The 23,285-nt window shown below is 53.1% G+C and carries 20 protein-coding genes; all 20 read left to right on the top strand.

Translation table 11 applies throughout. The annotated features are described in order from the left end of the window. The first annotated feature begins 1 nt into the window (after position 1). The 20 genes from KUIN1_RS26440 (at position 2) to KUIN1_RS26340 (ending at position 23,269) form a co-directional block, all read left to right on the top strand. A complete protein-coding gene (locus KUIN1_RS26440) occupies positions 2 to 1,519 on the top strand; it encodes a sigma-54 interaction domain-containing protein (protein ID WP_057457106.1) in 1,518 nt (505 codons plus the stop codon). An 87-nt stretch (positions 1,520 to 1,606) separates the two neighbouring features. Continuing rightward, a complete protein-coding gene (locus tag KUIN1_RS26435; RefSeq protein WP_017702037.1) occupies positions 1,607 to 1,747 on the top strand; it encodes a hypothetical protein in 141 nt (46 codons plus the stop codon). A 17-nt stretch (positions 1,748 to 1,764) separates the two neighbouring features. Next, on the top strand, positions 1,765 to 2,961 hold the full coding sequence (tagH, locus tag KUIN1_RS26430) for a type VI secretion system-associated FHA domain protein TagH (RefSeq protein ID WP_024652736.1): 1,197 nt from the start codon (positions 1,765 to 1,767) through the stop codon (positions 2,959 to 2,961). Positions 2,962 to 2,966: 5 nt separating this feature from the next. After that, complete coding sequence (gene tssJ, locus KUIN1_RS26425) at positions 2,967 to 3,467, top strand: type VI secretion system lipoprotein TssJ (RefSeq protein WP_003413673.1); 501 nt, start codon at positions 2,967 to 2,969, stop codon at positions 3,465 to 3,467. A 2-nt stretch (positions 3,468 to 3,469) separates the two neighbouring features. Next, entirely contained in the window at positions 3,470 to 4,801 is a 1,332-nt protein-coding gene (gene tssK / locus KUIN1_RS26420; protein WP_024652737.1) for a type VI secretion system baseplate subunit TssK, read from the top strand. A gap of 5 nt (positions 4,802 to 4,806) precedes the next feature. Next, positions 4,807 to 5,682, top strand: coding sequence for a type IVB secretion system protein IcmH/DotU (icmH, locus tag KUIN1_RS26415; RefSeq protein ID WP_003413671.1), 876 nt, complete (start codon positions 4,807 to 4,809; stop codon positions 5,680 to 5,682). A 13-nt stretch (positions 5,683 to 5,695) separates the two neighbouring features. Next, positions 5,696 to 9,223, top strand: coding sequence for a type VI secretion system membrane subunit TssM (tssM, locus tag KUIN1_RS26410; RefSeq protein WP_162886066.1), 3,528 nt, complete (start codon positions 5,696 to 5,698; stop codon positions 9,221 to 9,223). Continuing rightward, a complete protein-coding gene (locus KUIN1_RS26405; RefSeq protein WP_003413669.1) occupies positions 9,223 to 9,948 on the top strand; it encodes a PP2C family protein-serine/threonine phosphatase in 726 nt (241 codons plus the stop codon). The genes tssM and KUIN1_RS26405 overlap by 1 nt, the downstream gene beginning before the upstream one ends. Next, positions 9,945 to 10,952: a serine/threonine-protein kinase gene (locus KUIN1_RS26400; protein ID WP_162886067.1), complete on the top strand. Its 1,008-nt coding sequence runs from the start codon at positions 9,945 to 9,947 to the stop codon at positions 10,950 to 10,952. The genes KUIN1_RS26405 and KUIN1_RS26400 overlap by 4 nt, the downstream gene beginning before the upstream one ends. A gap of 21 nt (positions 10,953 to 10,973) precedes the next feature. Then, on the top strand, positions 10,974 to 13,010 hold the full coding sequence (tssI, locus tag KUIN1_RS26395) for a type VI secretion system Vgr family protein (RefSeq protein WP_152092396.1): 2,037 nt from the start codon (positions 10,974 to 10,976) through the stop codon (positions 13,008 to 13,010). Between the two features lie 32 nt (positions 13,011 to 13,042). Further along, entirely contained in the window at positions 13,043 to 14,038 is a 996-nt protein-coding gene (locus tag KUIN1_RS26390; protein WP_103713752.1) for a sel1 repeat family protein, read from the top strand. Further along, positions 14,038 to 17,076: a hypothetical protein gene (locus KUIN1_RS26385; RefSeq protein WP_152092395.1), complete on the top strand. Its 3,039-nt coding sequence runs from the start codon at positions 14,038 to 14,040 to the stop codon at positions 17,074 to 17,076. Before KUIN1_RS26390 ends, KUIN1_RS26385 begins: the two co-directional genes overlap by 1 nt. 8 nt (positions 17,077 to 17,084) lie before the next feature. Further along, complete coding sequence (locus tag KUIN1_RS26380) at positions 17,085 to 17,825, top strand: hypothetical protein (RefSeq protein ID WP_050554490.1); 741 nt, start codon at positions 17,085 to 17,087, stop codon at positions 17,823 to 17,825. 174 nt (positions 17,826 to 17,999) lie between these two features. Then, a complete protein-coding gene (locus KUIN1_RS26375; RefSeq protein WP_232059998.1) occupies positions 18,000 to 18,809 on the top strand; it encodes a hypothetical protein in 810 nt (269 codons plus the stop codon). A gap of 220 nt (positions 18,810 to 19,029) precedes the next feature. Continuing rightward, positions 19,030 to 19,365, top strand: coding sequence for a hypothetical protein (locus KUIN1_RS26370; protein WP_146050671.1), 336 nt, complete (start codon positions 19,030 to 19,032; stop codon positions 19,363 to 19,365). Position 19,366: 1 nt separating this feature from the next. Further along, positions 19,367 to 19,867: a tetratricopeptide repeat protein gene (locus KUIN1_RS26365; RefSeq protein WP_146050672.1), complete on the top strand. Its 501-nt coding sequence runs from the start codon at positions 19,367 to 19,369 to the stop codon at positions 19,865 to 19,867. A gap of 384 nt (positions 19,868 to 20,251) precedes the next feature. Further along, positions 20,252 to 20,662 carry a hypothetical protein gene (locus KUIN1_RS26360; protein WP_146050673.1) on the top strand — a complete coding sequence of 137 codons (411 nt, stop codon included), beginning with the start codon at positions 20,252 to 20,254 and terminating at the stop codon, positions 20,660 to 20,662. A gap of 142 nt (positions 20,663 to 20,804) precedes the next feature. Beyond that, positions 20,805 to 21,338, top strand: a complete 534-nt coding sequence (locus tag KUIN1_RS26355) for a hypothetical protein (protein WP_178112641.1) — start codon at positions 20,805 to 20,807, stop codon at positions 21,336 to 21,338. Positions 21,339 to 21,650: 312 nt separating this feature from the next. After that, the gene (locus KUIN1_RS26345; protein ID WP_116886201.1) at positions 21,651 to 22,586 is read left to right on the top strand and encodes a hypothetical protein; all 936 of its coding nucleotides are present in this window, start codon (positions 21,651 to 21,653) and stop codon (positions 22,584 to 22,586) included. A gap of 95 nt (positions 22,587 to 22,681) precedes the next feature. Continuing rightward, positions 22,682 to 23,269 (top strand): lysozyme inhibitor LprI family protein, encoded by a 588-nt coding sequence (locus tag KUIN1_RS26340; RefSeq protein WP_152092394.1) that lies wholly within the window; start codon positions 22,682 to 22,684, stop codon positions 23,267 to 23,269. Positions 23,270 to 23,285 lie beyond the last annotated feature (16 nt).

Here is a 23,285-nt window from a genome sequence, read left to right as displayed (position 1 = left end):
GATGTTCACTCAAATGCCGCAGCCGCTGGCGTATGCCGAAGCCTTGTTGGCGCAATTCGCCAGCTTGGCGCGGGCGGTGAATGGCGCCGAATTGCTGGGGGATTTTGTACGTGGCCTTGCTGAGCTCAGCGGCTGCGAGCTATCCCAGCTTTATCTGCTGGACGCCACTCATAAGTGTTTGAAGATGAGAGCCGAGTGTCTGGACGGGATGCTGCAACCAAGGGAAGCGGCAAGCCTGCCGGTGGATTACAACGGCGAACAGTTGTTGCAATTTGCCCTTTGTCAGAATCGTGTGGTTTGCCTTGGCGAACTGGGCAGCAGCCTGCACGAAACCAGTTTTCTGCCGACGCAAAGTACGCCGTGGCAGTCGCTGCTGTGTGTCCCGGTCGTCAACCATCAGCAAGCTGTCGAAGGCCTGTTGTTATGCGCAAGTCGCCGACATGTCGATCTGCAGGGTTTTGCTGATTCCCTTGGTCAGTTCGGCTCGTTCGTACTGGGTCAACTCAACCTGCTGCAACGCTTGCATAAGCCTGTGGATGAGGTAAGACCGGCAGTGATCAGTACGCCAAGCGTCAGCGGATACGGTTTGATCGGAAAAAGCGCAAGCATGCGTCAGACCTACACGATGATCAGCAAGGTGCTGCACAGCCCGTACACGGTATTGCTGCGGGGAGAGACCGGCACCGGCAAGGAAGTGGTTGCCAGGGCTATTCACGACTTCGGGCCGCGTCGCTCTCAGCCTTTCATTGTTCAGAACTGTGCGGCATTTCCAGAGCACTTACTTGAAAGCGAGCTTTTCGGCTATCGCAAAGGGGCCTTTACAGGTGCTGACAGTGATCGTACCGGGCTGTTCGAGGCTGCCAATGGCGGCACGCTGTTGCTTGACGAAATCGGCGACATTCCCATGCCGCTGCAAGCCAAGCTGCTGCGCGTGCTGCAAGAGGGCGAGATTCGCCCATTGGGTTGCAACGATACGCGCAAGATCGACGTGCGCATTCTTGCAGCAACGCATCGTGACCTGTCGGCGATGGTCAGCGAAGGCAAATTCCGCGAGGACTTGTATTACCGTCTTGCGCAATTTCCTATTGAGCTGCCTGCCCTGCGCAATCGAGAGGGTGACATTCTCGACCTGGCGCGGCACTTCGTCGACAAGACGTGTGCGTTCTTGCAACGGAGCCCGTTGCGCTGGTCGGACGCAGCTCTTGATCTCCTGTCCGGTTATACGTTTCCCGGCAATGTGCGCGAACTCAAAGGCCTGGTCGAGCGTGCTGTTCTGCTGTGCGAGGGCAGCGAGTTGCTGGCGGAGCATTTCTCACTGCGCCCGGCAGTCATGGCTGAAGGCAGCAGCCCCAATCTGCGCGAGCGGCTGGAGCAGGTAGAGCGCAGCCTGTTGCTCGATTGCCTGCGCAAGAACGACGGCAACCAGACTCTTTCCGCGCGTGAACTCGGCCTGCCGAGACGCACGCTGCTTTACCGTTTGGGGCGCCTGAATATCAACCTGGGTGACTTCAATGGCTAGGCAAAAGCACTTCTTTTCACCTTATTCGCTTCTGACAGCGTTCCCCGAAAGGGGCGGCGCTTTTTACTCACTTCTGGAGACCCTCTGATGTCTGTTCGTCACTGGCAAGCCGTCCTGCTCACTGTTGTCGTTTTATGCGGCGTCGGGGGCTGCAGCGGCAACTACAAATTCAACGACAACACCTATCGCCCATTGGGTGATCCGCAGGCGGTCAACCGCGGCAAGTGACCGCAAGGAGCATCATCATGGAACTGGTTTTCGAAATGCTGAACACCAAGCAATTCGTACCCACTGACTTGTGCCAAAAGACCTTCAAGCAGGCTGGCGGCGTGATCGGCAGGGGAGACGATTGCGACTGGATAATCCCGGACCGCAAGCGGCACCTGTCCAATCATCACGCGCTGATCAGCTATCGCGACGGCTCGTTTTTCCTGACCGATACCAGCAGCAATGGTATTCAGGACAGCACGAACGGCACGCGCCTGCGCAAGGGTGAAGCGACACGCATCGAACATGGCAGTGAATACACTCTGGGCGATTTTGAGATTCGTGCCCGACTGGTACGCGACCCGGCGGCTTTTGACGTAGAAGTCGGTCGCCCGCAGGCTGCAGGCAGCATCATTCCGGACGACGCGTTTCTGGATCTCGATCCGCTGAATGCTCTTGATCAGCAAGAGCGCGTTTACTCGGAAATCGAAGAACTGATCTCACCGAGTATCGCCGTTGATGATGGCAAACAGCGTGCTGACTATGCACGTATCGATATGGAAAGCCTGCTGGTGCCGGAACTGGTCGAGGTTCCAAAAGAACCTGCACCTGCGCCTGCGCCACCGCCGGTTGAGCGCCAGGCCGACGGCTTCTGGGAAAAGTTCGGTGCAGCGCTGGGCGTTGATCTCAAAGGGCTCGATCACGATGCTAAAGAAGCGTTGGCCTTGAACGCAGCTCGCTTGCTCAAGCAAAGCGTCGGCGGTTTGCAGCAGAGCCTGCGCACTCGCAGCGAGCTCAAAAACGAGCTGCGTCTTGCGCAGACCATCGTGCAAGGCACGCAGAAAAACCCGCTGAAGTTTGCCGTCGATGCCGGTGAGGCGCTGGACATTCTGTTGCACGCCAACAAGCCAGGGCAGTTGCCGGCCGAGCAGGCGATCTCCCGTGCATTCCGTGATTTGCAGGCTCACCAGGTCGCCTTGCTGACCGCCAGCCGTGCAGCGGTTCGAGTCACCCTCGAGCACTTCTCGCCGCAACAGCTCATGTTGCGTTTCGAGCGCGATAACAAGCCGTTAATCGCCACCTCCGGCAGCCGCTGGAGAGCTTACGGGCGTTATCACCAAGCGCTGAGCCAGGATACCGATTGGAGCGAGCGCCTTCTGACCCGGGATTTCGCTCAGGCCTACGAAGAGCAGATTCGTTTGATTTCCACACTCCACACTGACCACCAAGGATGATGCGCATGTCTCGCCGCTCGACTGCTTTCTTTAACATGCTGGCTGCGCTCACCGCCGTGTTGGTGCTGGCCGGCTGCTCTGCGTTGTCGCCGTACTCAAACGTCACCAAGCTCAACCTGAAGCTGACCGCCAGCGACCAGGTAAACCCGGACCTTAACGGTCGCCCGTCACCCGTTGTTGTGCGCCTGTTCGAGCTCAAGCACCCGGTAGCGTTTGAAAATGCAGATTTCTTCAGCTTGTATGAGCGCGCAAAAGAATCTCTGGCTCCGGACATGGTTGCGTCTGAAGAGCTGGAACTGCGGCCGGGTGAAACCGTCGAGCTCAAGCTCAGCCTTCAGGAAGGCAGCCGTTACGTCGGCGTTCTTGCAGCCTATCGGGACCTGCCGGACAGCAGATGGCGCTACACGCTGCAGGTAACACCGGTAGGTATCACTGACGCTGACCTGACTCTCGATCAGAACGGCATTCGTAACACCCATGAACCGCTCGCCAAGGCAGATGACTGACCATGAAATCCCATAAAGTCATTTGGCAGGAAGGCATGTTGCTGCGTCCGCAGCACTTCCAGCACAACGATCGCTACTACGATCACCAGATGAAAACCCGTACCCAGCTATTGGGAAGCTACACGTGGGGTTTTCTGAGTCTGGACATCGACCTGCAGTTTCTCAATATGGGCAAACTGGTGATCAGCCATGCTTCGGGAATCCTGCCGGACGGCAGCTTGTTCGAGTTGGGGGGCAACACTGAGCCGCTGGCGCTCGATGTGCCGCCCAATACCGGTAATACGCCGATCTATCTCGCGCTGCCGCTGGTCACGGGTAACCACATTGAGTCGCGTCGTCCCGAGCAATCCGATGTGCTGGCGCGCTATACCGCCTACGAGGCTGAGGTGTCCGACTCCAACGCTGGCGATGACTCCTCGAGTCAGGTCAGCTGTGGTCGTCCCGACTTCAAACTGTTGCTTGGCCAGCAGCAAAGCGATCAGGCTTACGTGAAGCTGAAGGTCTGTGAAGTGCTCGACACGACGCCGGATGGCGTGATCAGCCTTGATCCCGATTTTGTACCGACTTACCTCCAGGCTCACGCTTCCAGCTACCTGCTGTCTTGCCTCAAGGAAGTCATCAGCATGCTCAGCCACCGGGGCGACACCATCGCTGACCGGATCCGCTCCAACGGTAAAGTAGGTGGTGCCGAAGTCGGCGACTTCATGATGCTGCAACTGATCAACCGTACCGAGTTGCTGTTGCGTCACTATCTGGACCTCGAGCAGGTGCACCCTGAAGAGTTGTATCGCACGCTGCTGACCATGCTTGGCGATCTGGCGACGTTTTCGAGCGATAGCAAGAGACCGCGTCTGGACAGCCGTTACCAGCACAGCGATCAGGGAGCCAGCTTCCGCAAGCTGATGGAGGCGATCCGTCAGGTGCTGTCGATGGTGCTGGAACAGCACGCTATCGAACTGGTTCTGCAGGCGCGTCAGTACGGCATCATCGTATCGCCGCTGCATGATCACAAGCTGTTGGGATCGGCGTCGTTCGTTCTGGCAGCCAGCGCAAATTGCGACTCCGAGGAGCTGCGTCACCGTTTGCCAGCGCACCTTAAGGTCGGTCCTGTGGAGCGTATTCGCCAACTGGTCAACCTTCATCTGCCTGGTATCAAGGTCAAGCCATTACCAGTGGCCCCGCGGCAGATCGCGTTCCATTCGAACAAAACCTATTTCATCCTCGAACTCAGTTCCGAAGATCTGGCGCAACTCGAGCGCTCCGGCGGCTTCGCGTTCCATGTGTCCGGCGAATTCGCCGAGCTTGAACTGAAATTCTGGGCTATCAGGAACTGACCGACATGAGTAAGGATACGAATTACAACCAGGACGATAAAACCGTCCTGCTCGATCGCCAAGGCCACGGCCCGGCGGCGAGCCCGCTGACGGACTTTGCTGCTCCGCCACGGTTTGAGCAACTGGAAGAGCGCATGATTTACGCGGCCCGCCTGCGCCCGGCCGAGGCATTCAACATCAGCCTCAATTCGCTGGTCGCGGCTGGCTCCGACCTGCTGTCGGAAGTGGTACGCCTCAAGCACAGCGACACGCGTGAAGACCTGTATGCGCTCAACGAGCGTCTGACTGCGGGTCTGAAGCTGTTTGAAGTCCGCGCGTTGCATAACGGTGCTGAAAGCAGCCAGGTGATGGCCGCCCGTTACGTGTTGTGCACGGTGGTGGACGAGGCAGTGGTGACCACCCCGTGGGGTAACGAAAGCGAGTGGTCGCAGATGAGCCTGCTCAGCAGCTTCCACAATGAAACCTTCGGTGGTGAGAAGTTTTTTCAGTTGCTTGATCGACTGTCGAAGAACCCGGTCAAGCACCTGCCGATGCTGGAATTGATGTACCTGTGTCTGTCGCTCGGCTTCGAGGGAAAGTACCGGGTGCAGGCGCGCGGCATGCTCGAGCTTGAAGGTATCCGTGATGCGCTGTATCGCCAGATTCGTCAATTGCGCGGTGATGTGCCACGTGAACTGTCACCCCATTGGGAAGGCTTGAACAATCGACGTCGCAGCTTGGTGCGCATCGTGCCTGCCTGGATGGTGGTGTTGTTTACCCTGGTTTGTCTGGCAGTGATGTATTTCGGCTTCGCCTGGGTACTGGGCGATCAACGCGAAACCATCTTACAACCATATCAGCCGTTTGATCCGGCGGCGGTCCAGCCGCAGTCGCAGCCGTAAACAGGGACGCATGATGAAAAACTTCTTCAAGAAAGTCGGCGCATTCCTGCGCAAGACATGGGTCTGGACGCTGCTGCTGGTGCTGTTTGTTGCGCTGTTGGTGTGGTTCGCCGGGCCGCTGCTGGCGGTAGATGATTACAAGTTCTGGGAAAGCTCCACATCGCGACTGCTGACCATCAGCGTGCTGTTCCTGATCTGGGGCCTGACGATGGTTTTCGTCAGTTGGCGCGCGGGTGTTCGCAAAAAAGCCATCGAAGACAGCGAAGACGGCCAGGATCGCATCCGCCGTGAAGAGCAGATCGACGAAGAGCAGAAGGAGCTGAAAACGCGCTTCAAGGCTGCGTTGAAAACGCTGAAAACCTCGAGCCTTTATCGCGGCCGTAGTGAACGCTGGCGCAGCGACTTGCCTTGGTACCTGCTGATAGGTCCGCAAGGCAGTGGCAAAACCAGCCTGCTGGATTTCTCGGGCCTTGAGTTTCCGATCAACAAGATTGAACGCAAACTGACACGGGACACTCTGGGCACCCGTCATTGTGACTGGTACTTCGCCGATCACGGCGTGCTTATCGACACCGCTGGCCGCTACCTGACCCAGCCTGACGCCGAAGTCGACGGCAGTGCCTGGAACACCTTGCTGGAACTGCTGCGCAAACGTCGCCGCAATCGTCCGCTTAACGGTGTACTGGTGACCATTCCAGTCGAAACCCTGCTGAATGACAGTGAACAGAACCTTGAAACACTCGCTCGTCAGGTGCGTGCGCGCTTGCAGGACGTGCATCAGAAACTGCACGTCGATGTGCCCATCTATCTGGTCCTGAGCAAGGCCGACCGTTTATTGGGTTTTGAAGAGTTCTTCGATCAACTGACGCGTGAAGAAAGCGATCAGGTCCTCGGCACGAGCTTCCGCAAAGAGCAGATGGGCACTGATGTGGCGGTGTTGCGCACCGAGTTCGAAGAGCTGCTGCGTCGCCTGAACAGTCAGGTGATCATGCGCATGCATCAAGAGCGTGACACGCAGCGTCGTGGTCGAATTCTCGACTTCCCGCATCGACTCGGGCAGATCGGCGAGCGCCTGTGCCTGTTTGTCGATCTGGCATTTACGGGTAACCGCTACCAGCGTGTCAGTCAGTTGCGCGGCTTTTACCTGACCAGTGCGCCACATCTGACAGAGGAAATGGACGCTACTACGGCTGGCATCGGCGCCAATCTGGGTATGAATGCCGGAGTGTTGCCTACCCTGCGCAGCGGCCGATCACGATTTATCCACCATCTGCTCAGCCGGGTCATTTTTCCGGAAGCCGATCTCGCGGGACTGGACAAGCGTGAGCGCAGTCGCATCCATTGGGGCCAACGTGCGTTGTACGTGGGCGCGCTGGCAGCGTTGGCGCTGTTCGGCGTATTGTGGGCTGGTGGCTTTTCGGCCAACTATTCACGTCTGGAAAACCTGCGCAGTCTGGCTCAGACCTGGACTCAGCAACGTTCGGCGCTGAGCGCTCGCGATGACTCCATGGCGGTGCTCAAAACGCTCGACACCAGTTACGCAGCCACTCAAGTCTTCCCGGAAAAAGGTGACGTGAGTTATCACGAGCGTGGCGGTCTGTATCAAGGCGAAGACGTCAATCCGGTGGTCAGGGTCGCTTACGAACGTGAGCTTCACGACCAGTTGCTGCCTCGTGTTGCAAACTTGCTGGAAAGCCAGATTCGCGCCAACACCAAGGATCGCGACCGCCTGCTCAACAGCCTGCGTGCGTACCTGATGCTGAACATGACGGATCGCCGCGACGCTCAGTGGCTCAAGGATTGGGTCGCTGCCGAATGGTCCCAGCGCTATACCGGCAACACTGCGGTACAGAACGGCTTGAACACCCATTTTGATCGTTTGTTGAAGCAGCCATTCAGCTACCCGTTGAATGATCCGCTGGTGGCTCAGGCGCGTCAGATTCTGCGTAGCGAGTCCCTGGCGACCGTGGTTTACCGCATGCTGCGCGAGCAGGCCCGTAATCTGCCTGAATACACTTTGGGCCAGCACCTTGGCCCTCAGGGTGCGCTGTTTGTCGGTACCGATTACACGATCCCCGGCTTCTACACCCAACAGGGCTACCAGCAGTATTTCTCGGTTCAGGGCACCAAACTGGTCACTGACATCCTGAGCGATAACTGGGTTCTGGGTGAAGGTGCCGGTCTCAGCACGATGGACTTGCGCCGCCTGATGGTTGAACTGGAGCAGCTGTACTTCCGCGACTACGCCAACTATTGGGGTGAAGCGATAGGCGAGGTTCAACTGCCAGCAATCAATGACTTCGGCGAAGGCGCCGAGCAGTTGGCAGGTCTGACGTCAGCCAACTCCCCGGTCATCCAGTTGCTCATAGAGGTGCGTGAAAATACCCGCTTCCCGGTGGTTGCCGATTCAGCAGAAGAAGCTGCCGATGCAGCAGGGCAACTGACCGAGAATGGTGGCAAGCTTGGCAAACTGGCAGCTGCTGCAGCAGGCAAGGCATCGGATGCATTGGCGAAAAAACTGCCGGATACCGCGAGGAAGTCTCTGCAAAGTCGCTTCGAGCCGTTGCACCGCTTGCTGGATGACAACAACGGACCGACTGCCGACCTGACGCCTGCCCTGGCCGCTCTCAATGAGCTGCAACTGCAGATGGCCAGCCTTGCACGTTCCAGCTCGCCGGATCAGGCCGCCTTCGAAATGGCCAAAAGCCGAATGGGTGGCCAGCGCGATGCGTTGAGCAATCTGCGCACGGCGTCCGGCCGTTTGCCGCGTCCGGTAGGCGTGTGGTTCAACGTTCTGGCTGAAGACACCTGGCGCCTGGTGCTGGGCGATTCCTATCAGTACCTTAACCAGCGCTATCAGAGCGAGCTGTACAGCTTCTATGGCAAGGCGATCAGCAAGCGCTATCCCTTCGACGCGCACAGCGCCAGCGACGTGGCAATCAGTGACTTCCGTGAGTTCTTCAAGGCTCAGGGCATTGCCGATCGCTTCTTCGATAACTACATGCGTCCGTTCGTGAGTGGCGATGCAGGCAACTATCGCATGCGCAGCGTCGATGGCTACAGCCTGCCGGTTTCCAAGGTCTATCTCGACCAGATGGCCGCGGCACTGGTGATCCGCCAGAGCTTCTTCGCCGACAACCCGGCCGAACCACAGGTGCAGTTCAAGCTGGAGCCTTACACCCTTGACCCGTCTGTCAGTCGCTCCGAGTTCAAGTTTGGCGACAAGACCATTGAATACCGTCACGGTCCGATCGTACCGGTGTCCTTCAAATGGCCTACAGATGCGGAAGACGGTCGCACCAGCCTGGTACTCGACAGAATGGTGGGTCGTCCGCTGGGGCTTGAGAAGAATACCGGTCCATGGTCGCTGTTCCGTCTGTTCGACCTGATGCAGACCGAATACCTGACCGGGCGCGACGTGTTGGTGCTCAAGGCTGACGTGGGTGGTTTGCGCGCCAACTACCTGTTGACCAGCCAGCGTACGCCGAACCCGTTTGACATGGGCGCACTGCGCACCTTCCGTATGCCGGGGCAGCTTTGATGCTGGCCAGCCCTTGGCGCAGCGCTGCGCGCACCGATGCCGGCAAGGTACGGGCGCGTAACGAAGATGCTTTTCTGGATTCCCCGCAGCATGGGCTGTGGGTGGTCGCGGATGGCATGGGCGGTCATCAGGGCGGCGATGTTGCCAGTCAGTTGATCGTCGCCAGCCTGGCGGAACTGCCTGTGCAGGAAGGCTTTGACGAACGCCTCAAGGGCATTCGTCAATGTCTGCACTGGCTCAACCGCCGTCTGGGTCAGGAGTTGACAGTCACTGCGGGTCGCCATGACAGCATCATGGGCAGCACGGTAGTGGCGCTGATGGTTGAGGGCAATCGCGCCGCCTGTATCTGGGCGGGCGATAGCCGTTGTTACTTGTGGCGCGGACAGCGTCTGTACCAGCTGTCCAAAGACCACTCGCTGCAACAGCAGCTGATAGACGAGGAGAAAATGAGCGTCGAACAGGCCAGAGCTCATCCATCCGCGCACGCCTTGACGCGCGCGGTCGGTGCGGCAGAACAGTTGACCCTGGATGTATTGGAGCTAGAGGTATATCCCGGCGACGCATTTTTGCTGTGCAGCGATGGCCTGTATCAGGGACTTGGCAGCGATGCACTCGGTAGCGCCTTGAGCCTGACCGCGCCACAGGTGGCGCTGGAGCGCTTGTTCGATGGCGCCTTGCGTGGTTCTGCGCGAGACAATCTGACGGCCGTGGTGATCCGCAAATGACTGAACTCATGCGCCCGAACGACGACCTGCCGGTGAGCGAAGAGCAGGACAGCAACCTGACCTACTTCGCGTTTGCCAAATCACACAAGGCCGAATCTGTGCTGGCGCCGACCAAGGCCAGTATCGGTGAGATGCCCGACGTGCTGGCAGGTCGTTATCGTATCGAGCGACTACTCGGTGCCGGTGGCATGGGCGCGGTCTACCGGGCCAAGGACTTGCTGAGCGAACAGTTCGGCGAGCCTGATCCTTATGTTGCGCTGAAAATCCTCAGCGAAGAATTTGCCGAGTCGCCGGATGCAAGCGCCTTGCTTTACAGCGAGTTCGCCCTGACCCGACGCCTTCGTCATAACAACGTGCTGCGCTTGCACACGTTCGAAGTGGACACTCACTGCCAGCGGGCCTTCATCACCATGGAGCTCATGCGTGGGTTGACCTTGGACAAACTGCTATGCGAACGGCCTTTGGGCCTGCCGTGGAAAGAATTGCGTGACATTGCACTGGCGCTGCTCGACGCACTGGCTTATGCCCATGCCCGCGGCGTGTTGCATGGCGACATGAAGCCCAGCAATGTCATGCTCAGCGAAGAAGGCGTGCGCCTGTTCGACTTTGGCCTTGGCCAGGCCGAGGAGGGCGTATTGCCGGGCCTGCCTCACCTGAGTCGCGACCGTTTCAACGCTTGGACTCCGGGCTATGCAGCCCCGGAATTGCTGGAAGGCCAGGCACTTTCAGCCAGCGCCGATGTGTATGGCGTTGCCTGTGTGATTTTTGAACTGTCGGGAGGCAAGCACCCGTTTCGCCGCTTGCCGTCGACCCAGGCGCGTGACGAGCGTCTTGAGCGTGAGTTGAAGGCACCCAGGAATTTACCGAAACACTGCTGGCCCGCTTTGCGGTCGGCACTGACATTCGATGCACAGGATCGCAAGATCACTGCCAAACAACTGCGTGACGCTTTCGCCGCCACCTCGTCCAGGCTGCAACGCTTGATACCTTGGTGTAACGGATGACGACCGAACAGGGAGCAAACAATGTTCAATCCTTCTAACGAAACGCACTTCAGTCTGACCGTCAAAGATTTTTCAGGCGACCTGCAAGTGTTGTCGTTTACAGGCACTGAAAGCATCAGCCAACCGTTTCGGTTCGACCTGGAACTGGTTAGCGAAAACCCCGACATCGATCTGGAGACGCTTCTGCACAAGCAGGCATTTCTGGCCTTCGATCCACAGGGGAATGGCATCCACGGGCAGATCTACCGCATCGCCCAAGGCGACGCGGGCAAGCGTCTGACGCGTTACACCCTGTCGTTGGTGCCGCAGTTGCAGTACCTGCATCACCGTACCAACCAGCGCATCTATCAGCAGATGTCGGCGCAGCAAATCATCGCGCTGATCCTGGAAGAGCATGGAATCAAGGGCAACGGCTACAGCTTTCAGCTCGGCCAGCCATGCCCGGCGCGCGATTACTGCGTGCAGTACGATGAAACCGATCTGCACTTCGTCCAGCGGCTGTGCGAGGAAGAGGGGGTTCACTACCACTTCCAGCACAGCCAGGAAGGGCATGTGCTGGTCTTCGGCGACGATCAAACGGTCTTCCCCAAGCTGAGTGGGCCCACGGCTTATGTGCAAGGCAGCGGCCTGGTCGCTGACGTGCCGGTGATAAAGGGATTCCAACTGCGTCTGGAAACCCGAACCAGTCGCATCACCCGTCGCGACTACGACTTTGAAAAACCCAACCTGCAACTCGAAGCGGCCTACAAGCCTGCTGGCGACAGCACCGAGCCAGACCTGGAAGACTACGACTACCCGGGCCGCTTCCTGGATCGTGCGCGGGGTAAATTCCTCAGCCAGCGCGCCCTTGAGCGCCATCGCGCCGACTATCAGCAAGCCGAAGGCTGGGGCGATCAGACCACGCTCAAGAGCGGGCATTTTCTTCCGTTATCCGAGCACCCTCGCGCGGAGTGGAACGACTTATGGCTGCTGACCGAGATCGTCCATGAAGGCAAGCAGCCGCAAGTGTTGGAGGAGTCGGTGACCAGCGACACCACCAACAACAAGGACGACTTCCACCACGGCTATCGCAACCGATTCCTGGCAACCCCGTGGGCCGTCTTTTATCGCCCGGCACTGCAACACCCTAAGCCTCGCGTGCTCGGCAGCCAGACCGCCGTGGTCACCGGGCCCAAGGGTGAAGAGATTCACTGCGACCAGTATGGCCGTGTGAAGGTCCAGTTCTTCTGGGACCGCGAAGGCCTGGCCGATGACAAGACCAGTTGCTGGCTGCGCGTCTCCAGCAGTTGGGCAGGCGATCGCTACGGCGGCATCAGCATCCCGCGCGTAGGTATGGAAGTGCTGGTGTCATTCCTTGAGGGCGACCCGGACCAACCGCTGGTGACCGGCTGCCTGTATCACAAGGAAAACCAGGTTCCGTACCCGCTGCCGACCAACAAGACCCGCACGGTATTCAAGACCTTCAGCTCCCCTGGCGGTGGCGGCTACAACGAACTGCGCATCGAAGATAAAAAAGGGGCGGAACAGATCTTCATCCATGCCCAGCGGGACTGGGACGAGAACATCGAGCACGACCAGAAAATCCGCGTCGGCAACGAACGCCACGACACGGTCGAAAAGAACACCTACACCGAGCTGAAAGCCGAAGAACACCGCACCACCCACGCCGACCGCAAGACGGAAGTGCGCATGGACGACCACCTGACCGTCGCGCAGAACCAGCACGTGAAACTGGGCACCGCGCAACTGACCAGCGCAGGCACCGAGATTCACTTGAAGGCCGGCGAAAAGATCGTCATCGAGGCAGGCGTGGAGCTCACCGTGAAAGCGGGCGGAAGCTTCATCAAGCTCGACGCGGGCGGTATAACCATGATCGGCCCGATCGCGAAGGTCAACGCTGGAGGCTCCGCCGGAACCGGCACCGGGATAGGCATCAAGCCGCCCAGGTTGCCGGGGGTTGTGGACAAGGACAAGGCGGGGAGTTTGATGGATCCGGCGTTGTTGAATGCACCGCCTGAGAAGGTTGAACCGAAGGCTGTTTTTGTGTTTTCTGAGTGATGAAGAAGTCTGCAATGAAAAGGAACGATCGAGTGCGAAATTTCGGTTTTAAATGGTTAATCCTGCTCACTGTAGGGCTGAGTTCAGGCGCCTTTGCAGCGCAATGCCCGACGCATGACTTTGCCGGGTTTTTCAAGGAATTCTCTACGAACCCGCAAGTGCAGCGAGCCTTCACTGCTTCCCCGGTGGTCCAGCAGACGGTCGAGCCGAAAGAATCAGCTTATCGGGTGGTGCCGAGACCGTTGCAAGCTGTTGATGCTTCAACGCAGTCACTACTGGCTGCCGAAAACGCTCAAAAGCCTGGCCTGAGCGCGACCGTTCAATTGCCGAATCAAGTCTACATACGCGACAACAAAGGCAAGGTTTTGACGATACTCACCTTCAAGCATGGCGATTGCTGGACCTTGAGCCGTATTGAAAACTGGTCGCTCGAAGAAGTACTTGATGCTCAAGACCCAAGCGGTAAATTATCGCTGTCTGCAAGAGCCTTTAAACGTGGGGAGTTATTTAATCAGTTGGGCATGGATACTCAGTCTCAGTCATCAGCTCAACTCTACGTATCGGCATTGGACAGCTACCTGGACGGTGCGGAGCAAGGTTCTGCAGAGGCCGCTTTTGCTGCTGCGGCAATCAGCCTGTCTGGCCAGGCACCGCGTCTCGAAAACACGAAGATTCTTGGACTGCTTATCGATGCCTCCAAGAGCGTGCCTGAGGCTGGAGTGGCGTTGGCCGACTTTTACTGTAATGAGGGTGACAGCGAGGAGACGCGAGCGTGTTTGAACCCCGAGAAATCGCTGGATGCCCTTGTAACGGCGGCACGTTCAGGCGCTCCTTCAGCGTTGATCCAGTTGGGAGGTGCCTACGAAGTCGGCGCCATTGTGCCGAACGATCTACCCAGAGCCATGGCCTGCTATGAGGAAGCCGAGAAAGGAGGGCACGAAGCAGCGTCCTCAAACGTGGAACGGCTTCGCAAGAAGGGTATTACCGTAGACAACGACACTCACTGTCTTAAAGCAGGACGCTTCTGATGAGCACAGGATTACTCGAACAGCGCGCTAATTACCCTCACACGGGTTATGAGTACGGTTATGGGAGCGTCGGTAACAGCGATGCCGATGGTGACGGTCGCAAAGAGATAGACTGCTCGCATCTTCTGACCAAAATGCTTACTGATGCTGGCTATACCATCCCTTACAAAACTACGAGGGAGTTAGCGTCAGACACCACCCACTACGATTTCATTGCCCTGAATGATGTCCAGGAGGGTGATATTGCCCTGTGGACAACGAAGGGGCATACCGGTGTTGTGGAAAAAATGGATGTAACCCGCACCAAGGGAGAATTCTTCGGATCGCAAACCTCTACGGGACCGAAGTCCGCAAAATTCGGCGCTGGCGCTTACTGGCCGATGCCCGACAAATATCTGAGGCCTAAAGCCCAGTATCGAAGCGGAGCGCAACCGGCAGATGCGCCAGCGCCCGCGCCTGCCGGGCCAGCACCCTTGATGAATTTCCAATTTCCGTTCCGCAAGGCTGACGGGAAGCAGTTCACCGATGCAGAAGAAGTCTATAAGGCGTTGGAAGGAGAGACATCCGGCCACTACCTGCTGGGCAGTAACAAATTCTGGCACGGTGGTATCCACATAAGTGATAGGAGCGCCCCGCAATGTGTGTTGAATGAGCCCGTGCGCTGTATGGCCGACGGTGAAGTTGTGGCCTATCGTCTGAATGAGGATTATCTGGAATCCACGTTTGGCGATAACGAGAAAAAACTCAAATACTCCAATTCCTTCTGCTTGGTGCGTCACGAGTACAAATCAGCGCCTAATCCCGAGGAGGGAGCTAATAAAGGCAAGCAGAACAAGCTGAGTTTTTACAGCTTGTATATGCATCTGTTGCCGTTTGCGCGTTACCCCTTATCACCTGCAGAAACACCTAAACCCAAGGTGACCATGAAGGTTGGAGATTTCAGGGCTTACGACACCGCTCCAGCGCCCGGAGTGACCACTGCGTCCTGCGGACAACTGGCAATCGGCACCAAGTTGGAAATTAGCGAGACCGCCGAGAATGGTGAACTTACTTATGCCAAGGGTAAGATTCTATCTGGCAGCGTGAAGCAGGGTGCGACCAAGAAACGGGTTGAGGGGGCGGAGGTCTGGTTCGCTTATTTGAAAAACGGCGAACCCTACAAAAACTCAGTCCCTAAGCGCATCTGGCTCGCTGACGATGTGCCTGAGCGAGCAAGACCCAATTACTGGCAGGGTAAGGTCAAAGCCTCCGTCGTGAATAAGTTGCCGCTGTACGATGATCCTGCCAGCCCTACAAATGGCCAGCCTGCAGGCGCCCGGAAGGGAACTCTGGAGCTGGTCATGAACAGCGTCATCGAGTTTAATTCTTCGGAAGTCGTCAACCTGGCGCTGGATGGCAAGCTGCATCGGATGGCCAAGTGCACAATGCTGAGTGGCGGCCTGCGGGGTCATGGTGCGGTTCCCCCCAGCTTTTGGGCATGTGTTGAAAATGACCCTGCTAATAAAGTATTGAAATGGGACTCGGTAACGCCGACCAGTTTTGATACGGTCGTTATGACGAGCACCGGAGTGAAGGCGGGCGATCCAATTGGCTATCTTGGACAAACCGAAAATCTCACCGGTGAAAATGGCGGCGTCAGCAGCAAATACCAGGTTCACGTCGAAATCTTCACAGCCGATGCTGAGGTTAAAGAATTCCTCAAGAACACCGCGGGTTTGAAGATTGGGAAGCAATACCTGCACCTTGCAAGCGGGGCTGTACTCAAGCAAAAAGCGCCCGCGACAGGCACCACAGCACTCAAGCAAGACCATGCGGTTGACTTGGCTAAAGCCACGGTTGTCAAAGAAGGCGTAGATGACTGGTATGAGGTCAGCGTGATCGAGGACGATCAGCCTGTAGCCGGCCTGATAAAAAAAACCACTGCGTCAGTCATCACACAGCACGATTGGGAAAAATTGGGCTTTCAGATCGTGGAGGAGAACAACGCAGCAGCCGATGGCTTCCTGGACCCGGATGCAATGCCGCAGTTCTTCAAAGACCTATTCGCGAAGATCGACAAGAACCACGATGGCGAGGTGGAGCCTGCTGAACTGGCTGAGGCACTTAAGAAACCGGAAACCAGAACCCAGTGGGCCAGGCTTGTTGCCCATCACCCTACGGAGTGGAAGGATAAGGCAGACTCCGTCAAGTGGAGCAAGTTGGATAAACTGCTGGAAACGTCGCCGAAGACGTTGAAACATGAGAAAGAGAGAATAGACAAGTATGTTTTTTGGGAGGAATTGATAGGTAAGGCATTGATTAGTACTGATGCCGTTTGGCATTTTCACCCGATTGAATTAGTGCGGAATTTCCTGACTCAATCTGCATACATTGATGTTGAACGCTTTGTCGCTCTATACAGTGAAAAACACTCTACTTTCCAAGCCGAAAGCCCGGCGTTTTCGGAAAAATCAAAGAAAAATTTGACGGAAATTGTGACCAACATTAATATCTATGTAGATAAAGAGCGAGTGTTACTAACTAGGTATGAACTTGCTTATATGTTTGCCACTGCCAGGCATGAAGCCTACAACTTTATAGCACGTGAGTTTTTTAGCTCTGCGCCGGAAATTGGTCGCGTGGCTTATTTCAATAAATATGACCCGGTTTTGGCTGATACTGCCACAAGAAGAAATACCGCGATCAAGATGGAAAACACAGTGGAAGGAGACGGCTACAAATATCGTGGTCGAGGCCTGGTTCACTTAACATGGAAAAAAAATTACAGAGAAGCGGCAGAGTACTTCGGTGTGGACTTTGTCTCCAGCCCAGAGCTGGCTGCTGAGTTCAAACACTCAATTCCCATCATGATTTGGGGTATGAAGGAAGGGGTGTTCAGTGGCGCAAAAATTGGAACCTATATACGCAATGGTCTCACTGATTACGAAGGTGCACGTAGAGTCATCAACGGATCGGACAAAAAACAACTGATCGCAAGTTACGCTTTGAAATTTGAAGAGATATTGAAAGCTACGTCAGTAGCACCAGAGGTCAACTGAATATGAATATGAATATGAAAATTGTTATTGCTCTGCTGTCGATTTTTTTTGGGGACGCTTACGCCGCTGGTTCGGTGAATAGTTCTCTCGTCGAATCGTATGAGGTGGATAATAAGACGCAAGGTTTGAAAGTTTTTTGGCCTGGCGGAAGTGCTTTGATCAAAGGTGTAGTGGGCGATAAAGGAGAAATCACTAGAAATTTGACTGACTTTGGCGGGAAAAAAGCGCTGCACTATGAGAATCTTGCCTCTCGCAGTCAGTTTGAAGCGTACCTCACCGTAAAAAGGGTGGGCAGTGACGTTTTAGTCGACTGTGTGTATGGCAATATCAGGAGTGAACAAAACGGTTTGCTAATAAATAAGGCTGTCTGCGGTCTGGATAGCAAACTGACGGCAGATTATGATCAGCTAATTTATAAGTATTCTGACTTGTGGAAAGGTGAAGTTGACTCAGTCGATATTTCGCCATTGCTGCAGGATCCACCTCGTGATGTGTCAATTGAAGAGGCGCGAATTAAGGGTATTGGTCTAGTGCGAGTATATAAGGTGCAAGAAGAATTAAGTGACAGTTCTCCGACCACCATCGTGAAGAGTGGCGGGCACTCCCATAGTTTTGGAAATTCGACCGTCTTTACTGTTTTTAATTATCCAAATATTACCACTCCTGTTTATGTTGAGGTGGTTGCGAAAAGTTTGGAGTCGGCGTTTGATAGGTTGGACTACGATAAGTTAAATAATATCGCTAAATGATATTAACCTTCACAGGCTTGGTTCTCCGTGTTGGGCGTTTTCAAAAATTTCTGTCGTAAGCGTATTTTGAAATGCTCCGGCAGCATCTTATTTTTTGGCTCGGAAGCCGTGCTGTGATTTTTCAGGTTATGTAAGGATAAAGCAGACTCTGCTAACTGGAGCAAGCTGGATATAATGTTAGCAACATCGCCGAAGACGTTGAAGCATAAGAAAGAACGCATTGATAAATATGTATTTTGGAATGAGTTGTCAGGGAAAGCTAAGATGACCTCAAGTTTAATATGGCATTTTCATCCCGTAGAATTCATTTCAATATTTAGCGCTAAGAAAGTCTGCGCTTGCAACGCCATAGTTAAGGCTACCCGCTGGGTTTCTTCCAGTAAGACGCACTATGGCCCATTGCATACGGGTGACAAAGAGCTTGGGAGTGCGCCTCAGTGGGATGACCTGGTCTCAGAAGGAAAAATAACGGAAGAGGAGAAAAAAATTATTGTTGTAATGTCTGGAAACGAGGCGAAAATTAACGGAGTACAAAGTTATGATAGCGAAATAATTACTGCCGGCGCGATGCAGAAAACAATTAATTTGTCCGGTGGCGGTGAGCTGCCGTTACAAGTTAAAAAGTTCAAAAATCAGCACCCCGAGGCGTACGTCGAATACTTTGATTCTCAAGGCTGGAAGTTGGATGAGACAGGTGATTCGACGAAAATGTATTATCAAGGGCCGGCTCGAGCTAGTGGCGCAAAGTTGGAAGGACAGGCGCTGAAGGATAATTTAAAAATTGGTTGCAGTGAATCGACATTTGGGAAGGTGGTTGACTGTCAGCCTGTTTCAGTGATGGCCTGCGCTATCGCAAGTCCGTCATATATACAGATACAAATAATGAATTTTATAGAAAGGTTGCGTAGTTCTTTAACGAAGAAGCCCACAGGCTATAACTTTACTGCGGGGGGGGGGGCAAGAGCTCTCTCGGAAAAGCTGTAGTTTTAGATCACGATATAAATCGACCCGGGTATGTGAAGGATGATTTGGGATCTGCTCTTGACACTTTTTTTGCTCAAAATCCAACAGTCAGCCGGGATGTTGATACATGGGGCGCAGCATATAACTTTAATGAACGAAAAGTTTTAGACTTGTATGGTGCTCGAAGAAGAATAACCAATGCATTGCTTCGATATAATCACTTGAAGGCGGAGTTATAAGTATGTCAAATTTGAGATTTTTAGTTGCTAGTGCTGTTTGCTGGTTTTTGATGGCTGCCAATTGCCAGGCTGCTGATCTAATTTTGAATGGGGCTGGCGATTCCAGGTTAAATTTTTCCTCGTGGGATGAAAAGTCTGCCGTTTGGAAGACAGTAGATTTTAAAAAAGAGAACTTGAGTTTTTCTTTGTATAATAATGCTCCTGACTCTTCGATAGGACTAGGGGCAAATACTGATAGCATGTCTTCTGATGGGAGATATGCTCTGGTTCAAAGAACTATATTTGGTAAGCTCTACGATTCGGAGCAAGTAACGGAAACTGAAAAAAAACTATTGTGACATGGTTGAAATTAATAGCGGTTGTGTGTTGCTCTCAAGATCTGCCGAGGTTTGTTCTGGAAGTTGGAAGGGTTCTATTTGGTCGACAGACGGCGGGGAAAATGTTAAACCAAAGCTAGAAACAATAAATCCTCAAAAATTGATCGAGTCGATTTCGACTGTACGCGGTTCAACCCTAAGGGCCGACGCTATAAAAGAGCAAATGTTCATGGGTGTTGAATCATATGCGAGTTGTTATTCAGGCGTTGAAAATGTACAGGCGCTAAATGACTTGGGGTTTTATTTGGCTCAAGGGGGTGATGATAGCGACGCACTTAGAATGTATCGAAGAGTTGAGTCTATTGGCGAACGTACAGTGTTGTTTTTAAATATCGCTGACTCGCTCTGGAATACTGGAAAAACTCCTGAAGCTGTCAAATACTACAAGAAATACGCTGATTCTATGAATGCTAACGGGAAAAGCAATAAGGTTCCTTCGCGAGTCGCTGAACGCACAAAGTAGCATGAAGTGCTGTCAGCACCTTAGACCAGTTTTGATTCGGTGGCTTTAAAGGCGCTGCGGGAAAGGTCAGTTATCCAACGGTCTACTGCAGATACACCTAAAACCTCACCAAATAAAGATACTTGTGTTGGTATTAAATATCAAGTACAGATCAAAATTTTGATAGCTGAGGCTGAGGTTCAAGACTTGTTCAAAAACGTGGCAGGTTTGAAGGTTGCGAAGCAACAACGAGGGGATTATACCGGGAGTTCTAGTGCTATCATTCAGAGGCATATGACGAGTAATAATCTGTCGGCCTTCTCTTCTGTAAGAAGTGATAGGACAAAATGGCTTAAAGTTCCTGAAGATCGATTCGATAAGTGTGTTGATTATTTGAGGTGATGCATGAAGATGTTTAATGTGTATTTTATATTTGGTGTGTTGTCTGTAGGCGGTGCCTCTGCAGTAGCAGCAGACTTGGGGGCGGTTTCAGAGGTGGGTGTCGGTCGTGTCGGTACTAACGTAGTTCGATATGTGAAAACCTTCAATAATAGCTGCTTGGAAGTACAGGTGGTAAGCCCTGAAAATAATTGGAAAGTTTTGTCTGTTTCGAGTTTCTGCAGCTTTGAGGGCAAGTCTTTTGATTCTGACTTTGCCGATGCTGGATTTGAGCAGATCTCTGTTAAAAATGATGGTCTTCATTTAGTGCTTAGTTTTACGCCGCTGACGCCAACGGGCGAGCAGCGCAGAGCCTGCATTATTCCAGTTGAAGGGTCTGCTATCAAAGACCTAAAATGTTTAGAAACCGAGAAGTAGTATTAAATCCTCAGCAACACCGACTCACAAAAGAGTTTTTACTGCAACGTTGAAAAAGTATCTTTGTGCTGCCGCTTCCGGGAGAGGGTGCGGCCGAAGGCGGGCAAGGATAAATAAATTTTAACTTTTTTGGGGGGGGTAAATGAATATGAAATGCAGTTGGAGCGGAAAGTCAGGTCTAAATACTTCGCTATTTGCTGTTATTGCTTGTTTATGCGCTGGGCCCTTAGATGCAGGCCAGACAGATGTAGACGGTTTGGGTATGACTTTATGCACAGCTGAGGAGGACGTTTACTTTAGTTGCCCTTTGCCTGGAAATAAGATTGTCTCGGTGTGTGCGTCTAATAATGAAGCTCCGGGCTCTGGTTATGTTCAATATCGATATGGAACGCCCGATAATATGGAGTTGTTGTATCCAAATAAAAAAGCTCCTCCAGCGGGTAAGTTCTTTTTGGTGGACGCTTCGGAAGGAAGTGTTAACAAAGGTATCATTAAATTTAAGAATGGTCGATATACATATTTGCTGGCGCAGGCATTTGTTAGCTATTTGACTGTTTTGAAAGATGGTAAATTGTTACTGAGGAAGAACTGTGAGGAAGGTGGCTATGCGTTTATTAGCAGGAAGGCTGATCAAGGCATGGAGACCGTGTCTAAAAGTGCCGAAGATTTCAAATGACTATACTCACATTCAAGTATAGCGATTGCTGGACCTTAAGCTATATTGAATACTGGTCGCTCGAAAAAGTACTTGATGCCAAGACCCAGGCGGTAAATTATCGCTGTCTGCGAGAGCTTTTAAACGAGGAGAGTTTTTAATCAGTTAGATACGGAGACTCAGTCATCAGCTCAACTTTATGTATCAGCATCGGACAGCTAGCTAGATGATGCGGAGCACGGTTCTGCAGAGGCCGCTTTTGCTGCTGTGGCAACAAACTGGTCTGACCAGTCACTCCGTCTCGAAGGTCAGTAAGATCAAGGAGGCAATGAAATGAGGCTTTCTATAGCGTGGAGGGCTCTAATAATTTTTTTCTCGGTACAAGCTTGCGCGCAATTTGACGACGTACTCATCAAGTCAGGAGTAACGCAAAAAATAAGAGCTGAGTGTGTTGGTAATAAAAATAGCCTGCGGTTTGAAAGTGGAAGTATTGGGGTGGTTAAAGACTCTGGGGAGGTTTATGACTTAGATATGGAAAAGCAAGAGGGTGATCTGTCTGCTTATTATGGCTCCGTAGGAAAAGAAGAGCCTTGTGTTATTGCACTCCAGTATGCAGAAAACTCTGTTAATGAAAGTTATTACCTGTTCGTTTTTGACCAAAAAACAGATAAATTTAAAAAGTCAGTCGTGCGTTCGATAGGGAGCCCGGACTTTGTCTCTGAAAAAATCTTAAGTAGCTACAATGATGGTCCCATCAAGCACGATGACGCTGTTTGCTATTCTCGTATAAAAAAAGATTATTATTTTTGCGAGAAAAGAACGCAGTTTTCAGAGCGCTTGCAAAAGCTTGAAATTTGCAATGAAACATCTTGTTCCGAGCCAAAGATTGTTAAGGAAAACACGATGGAGCAGGCACGCGCGCGCGTGGTTGTAGGAAAGTCATATTTTTTTAATAAAAGTGGTTCTTCTAGTTTTGTTAAAAGAAAGGCTTATCTTGTAAAGGGCGATATTGTAGAGTTGCAAGACTATTATAGTGATGGTAATGCCTCCTACTTTAATGTGGTCTATTCGGGAAGCAAAAAAACTACCGGTTGGGTCTTTGAAGAGTCCGTGTTGTCGCTAGAGGCTGGAAATTTTTCGGCTGCAGTAAGTCAAGACAAGGCCACGTTATATTTTAATTCGTCGGAAGGCTCGCGAAGCAACGGCCATCTGATCAAGGGTAACCGTGTGCGTATTTCTGGAACATCGTTCTGGCTACTTGGAGATTAGATACGAAAGCAAAAAGGAGCTATTTTGCATCAATGGATCAAATTGTCTTCGGTAATATAGTATTTTTTATAATTCGTACTGGCAGGAGATGGCAGATGGTGTCGTTAACCGCAGCAAAGAAATTGTTTATGGGGTTATGTATTCTGAACTTGACGGGTGTTGCGTTCGCTGACAACGACTGTAATGTCAGCGGAGTATCCAATCCGGATATTATCACGTGTAATCAAGCGTCCTATGCCCGGTTGGATAGAATATTGAACGCGCAATACAAGTCGTTGCTTTCTGAACTGGACTCGTCCTCCAGGTCCGAGCTGCTATCCACACAGAAGGTGTGGGTCAAGTTAAAAGAGGGATATTGTGACGACCTGAAGCACTCGGGTGCTGAGTCTTCGGTGGAAATTATTTCCTGTAAATCACAATTCACAAGCTTTCGCTTGAGCGAAATTATTTATCTTCATACAGGCGTTGTGGGGGATGGGTTCTACAAAGCAGTTTCGATGGTAAGTAACAATGTAACATCCTTGGATTACGCCAAAGCTTTCCAATACGTTAGCGGGGACGGCGATTTTGGCGCATTATGGAAGGATTACGCAGGGAAGAATTGTGCCATGACGAATAAATTGTACAGTGAGTCGCTGAAAGACTGTATGGCGAGAATGAGATTTCAAACGCCTATTTATTAATATGACAATAGTGCCA

This window comes from Pseudomonas sp. KUIN-1 (assembly GCF_009176725.1).
In the GTDB taxonomy this organism is placed as follows: Bacteria; Pseudomonadota; Gammaproteobacteria; order Pseudomonadales; family Pseudomonadaceae; genus Aquipseudomonas; species Aquipseudomonas fragariae.
This window is presented reverse-complemented; position numbering and strand designations above follow the sequence as displayed.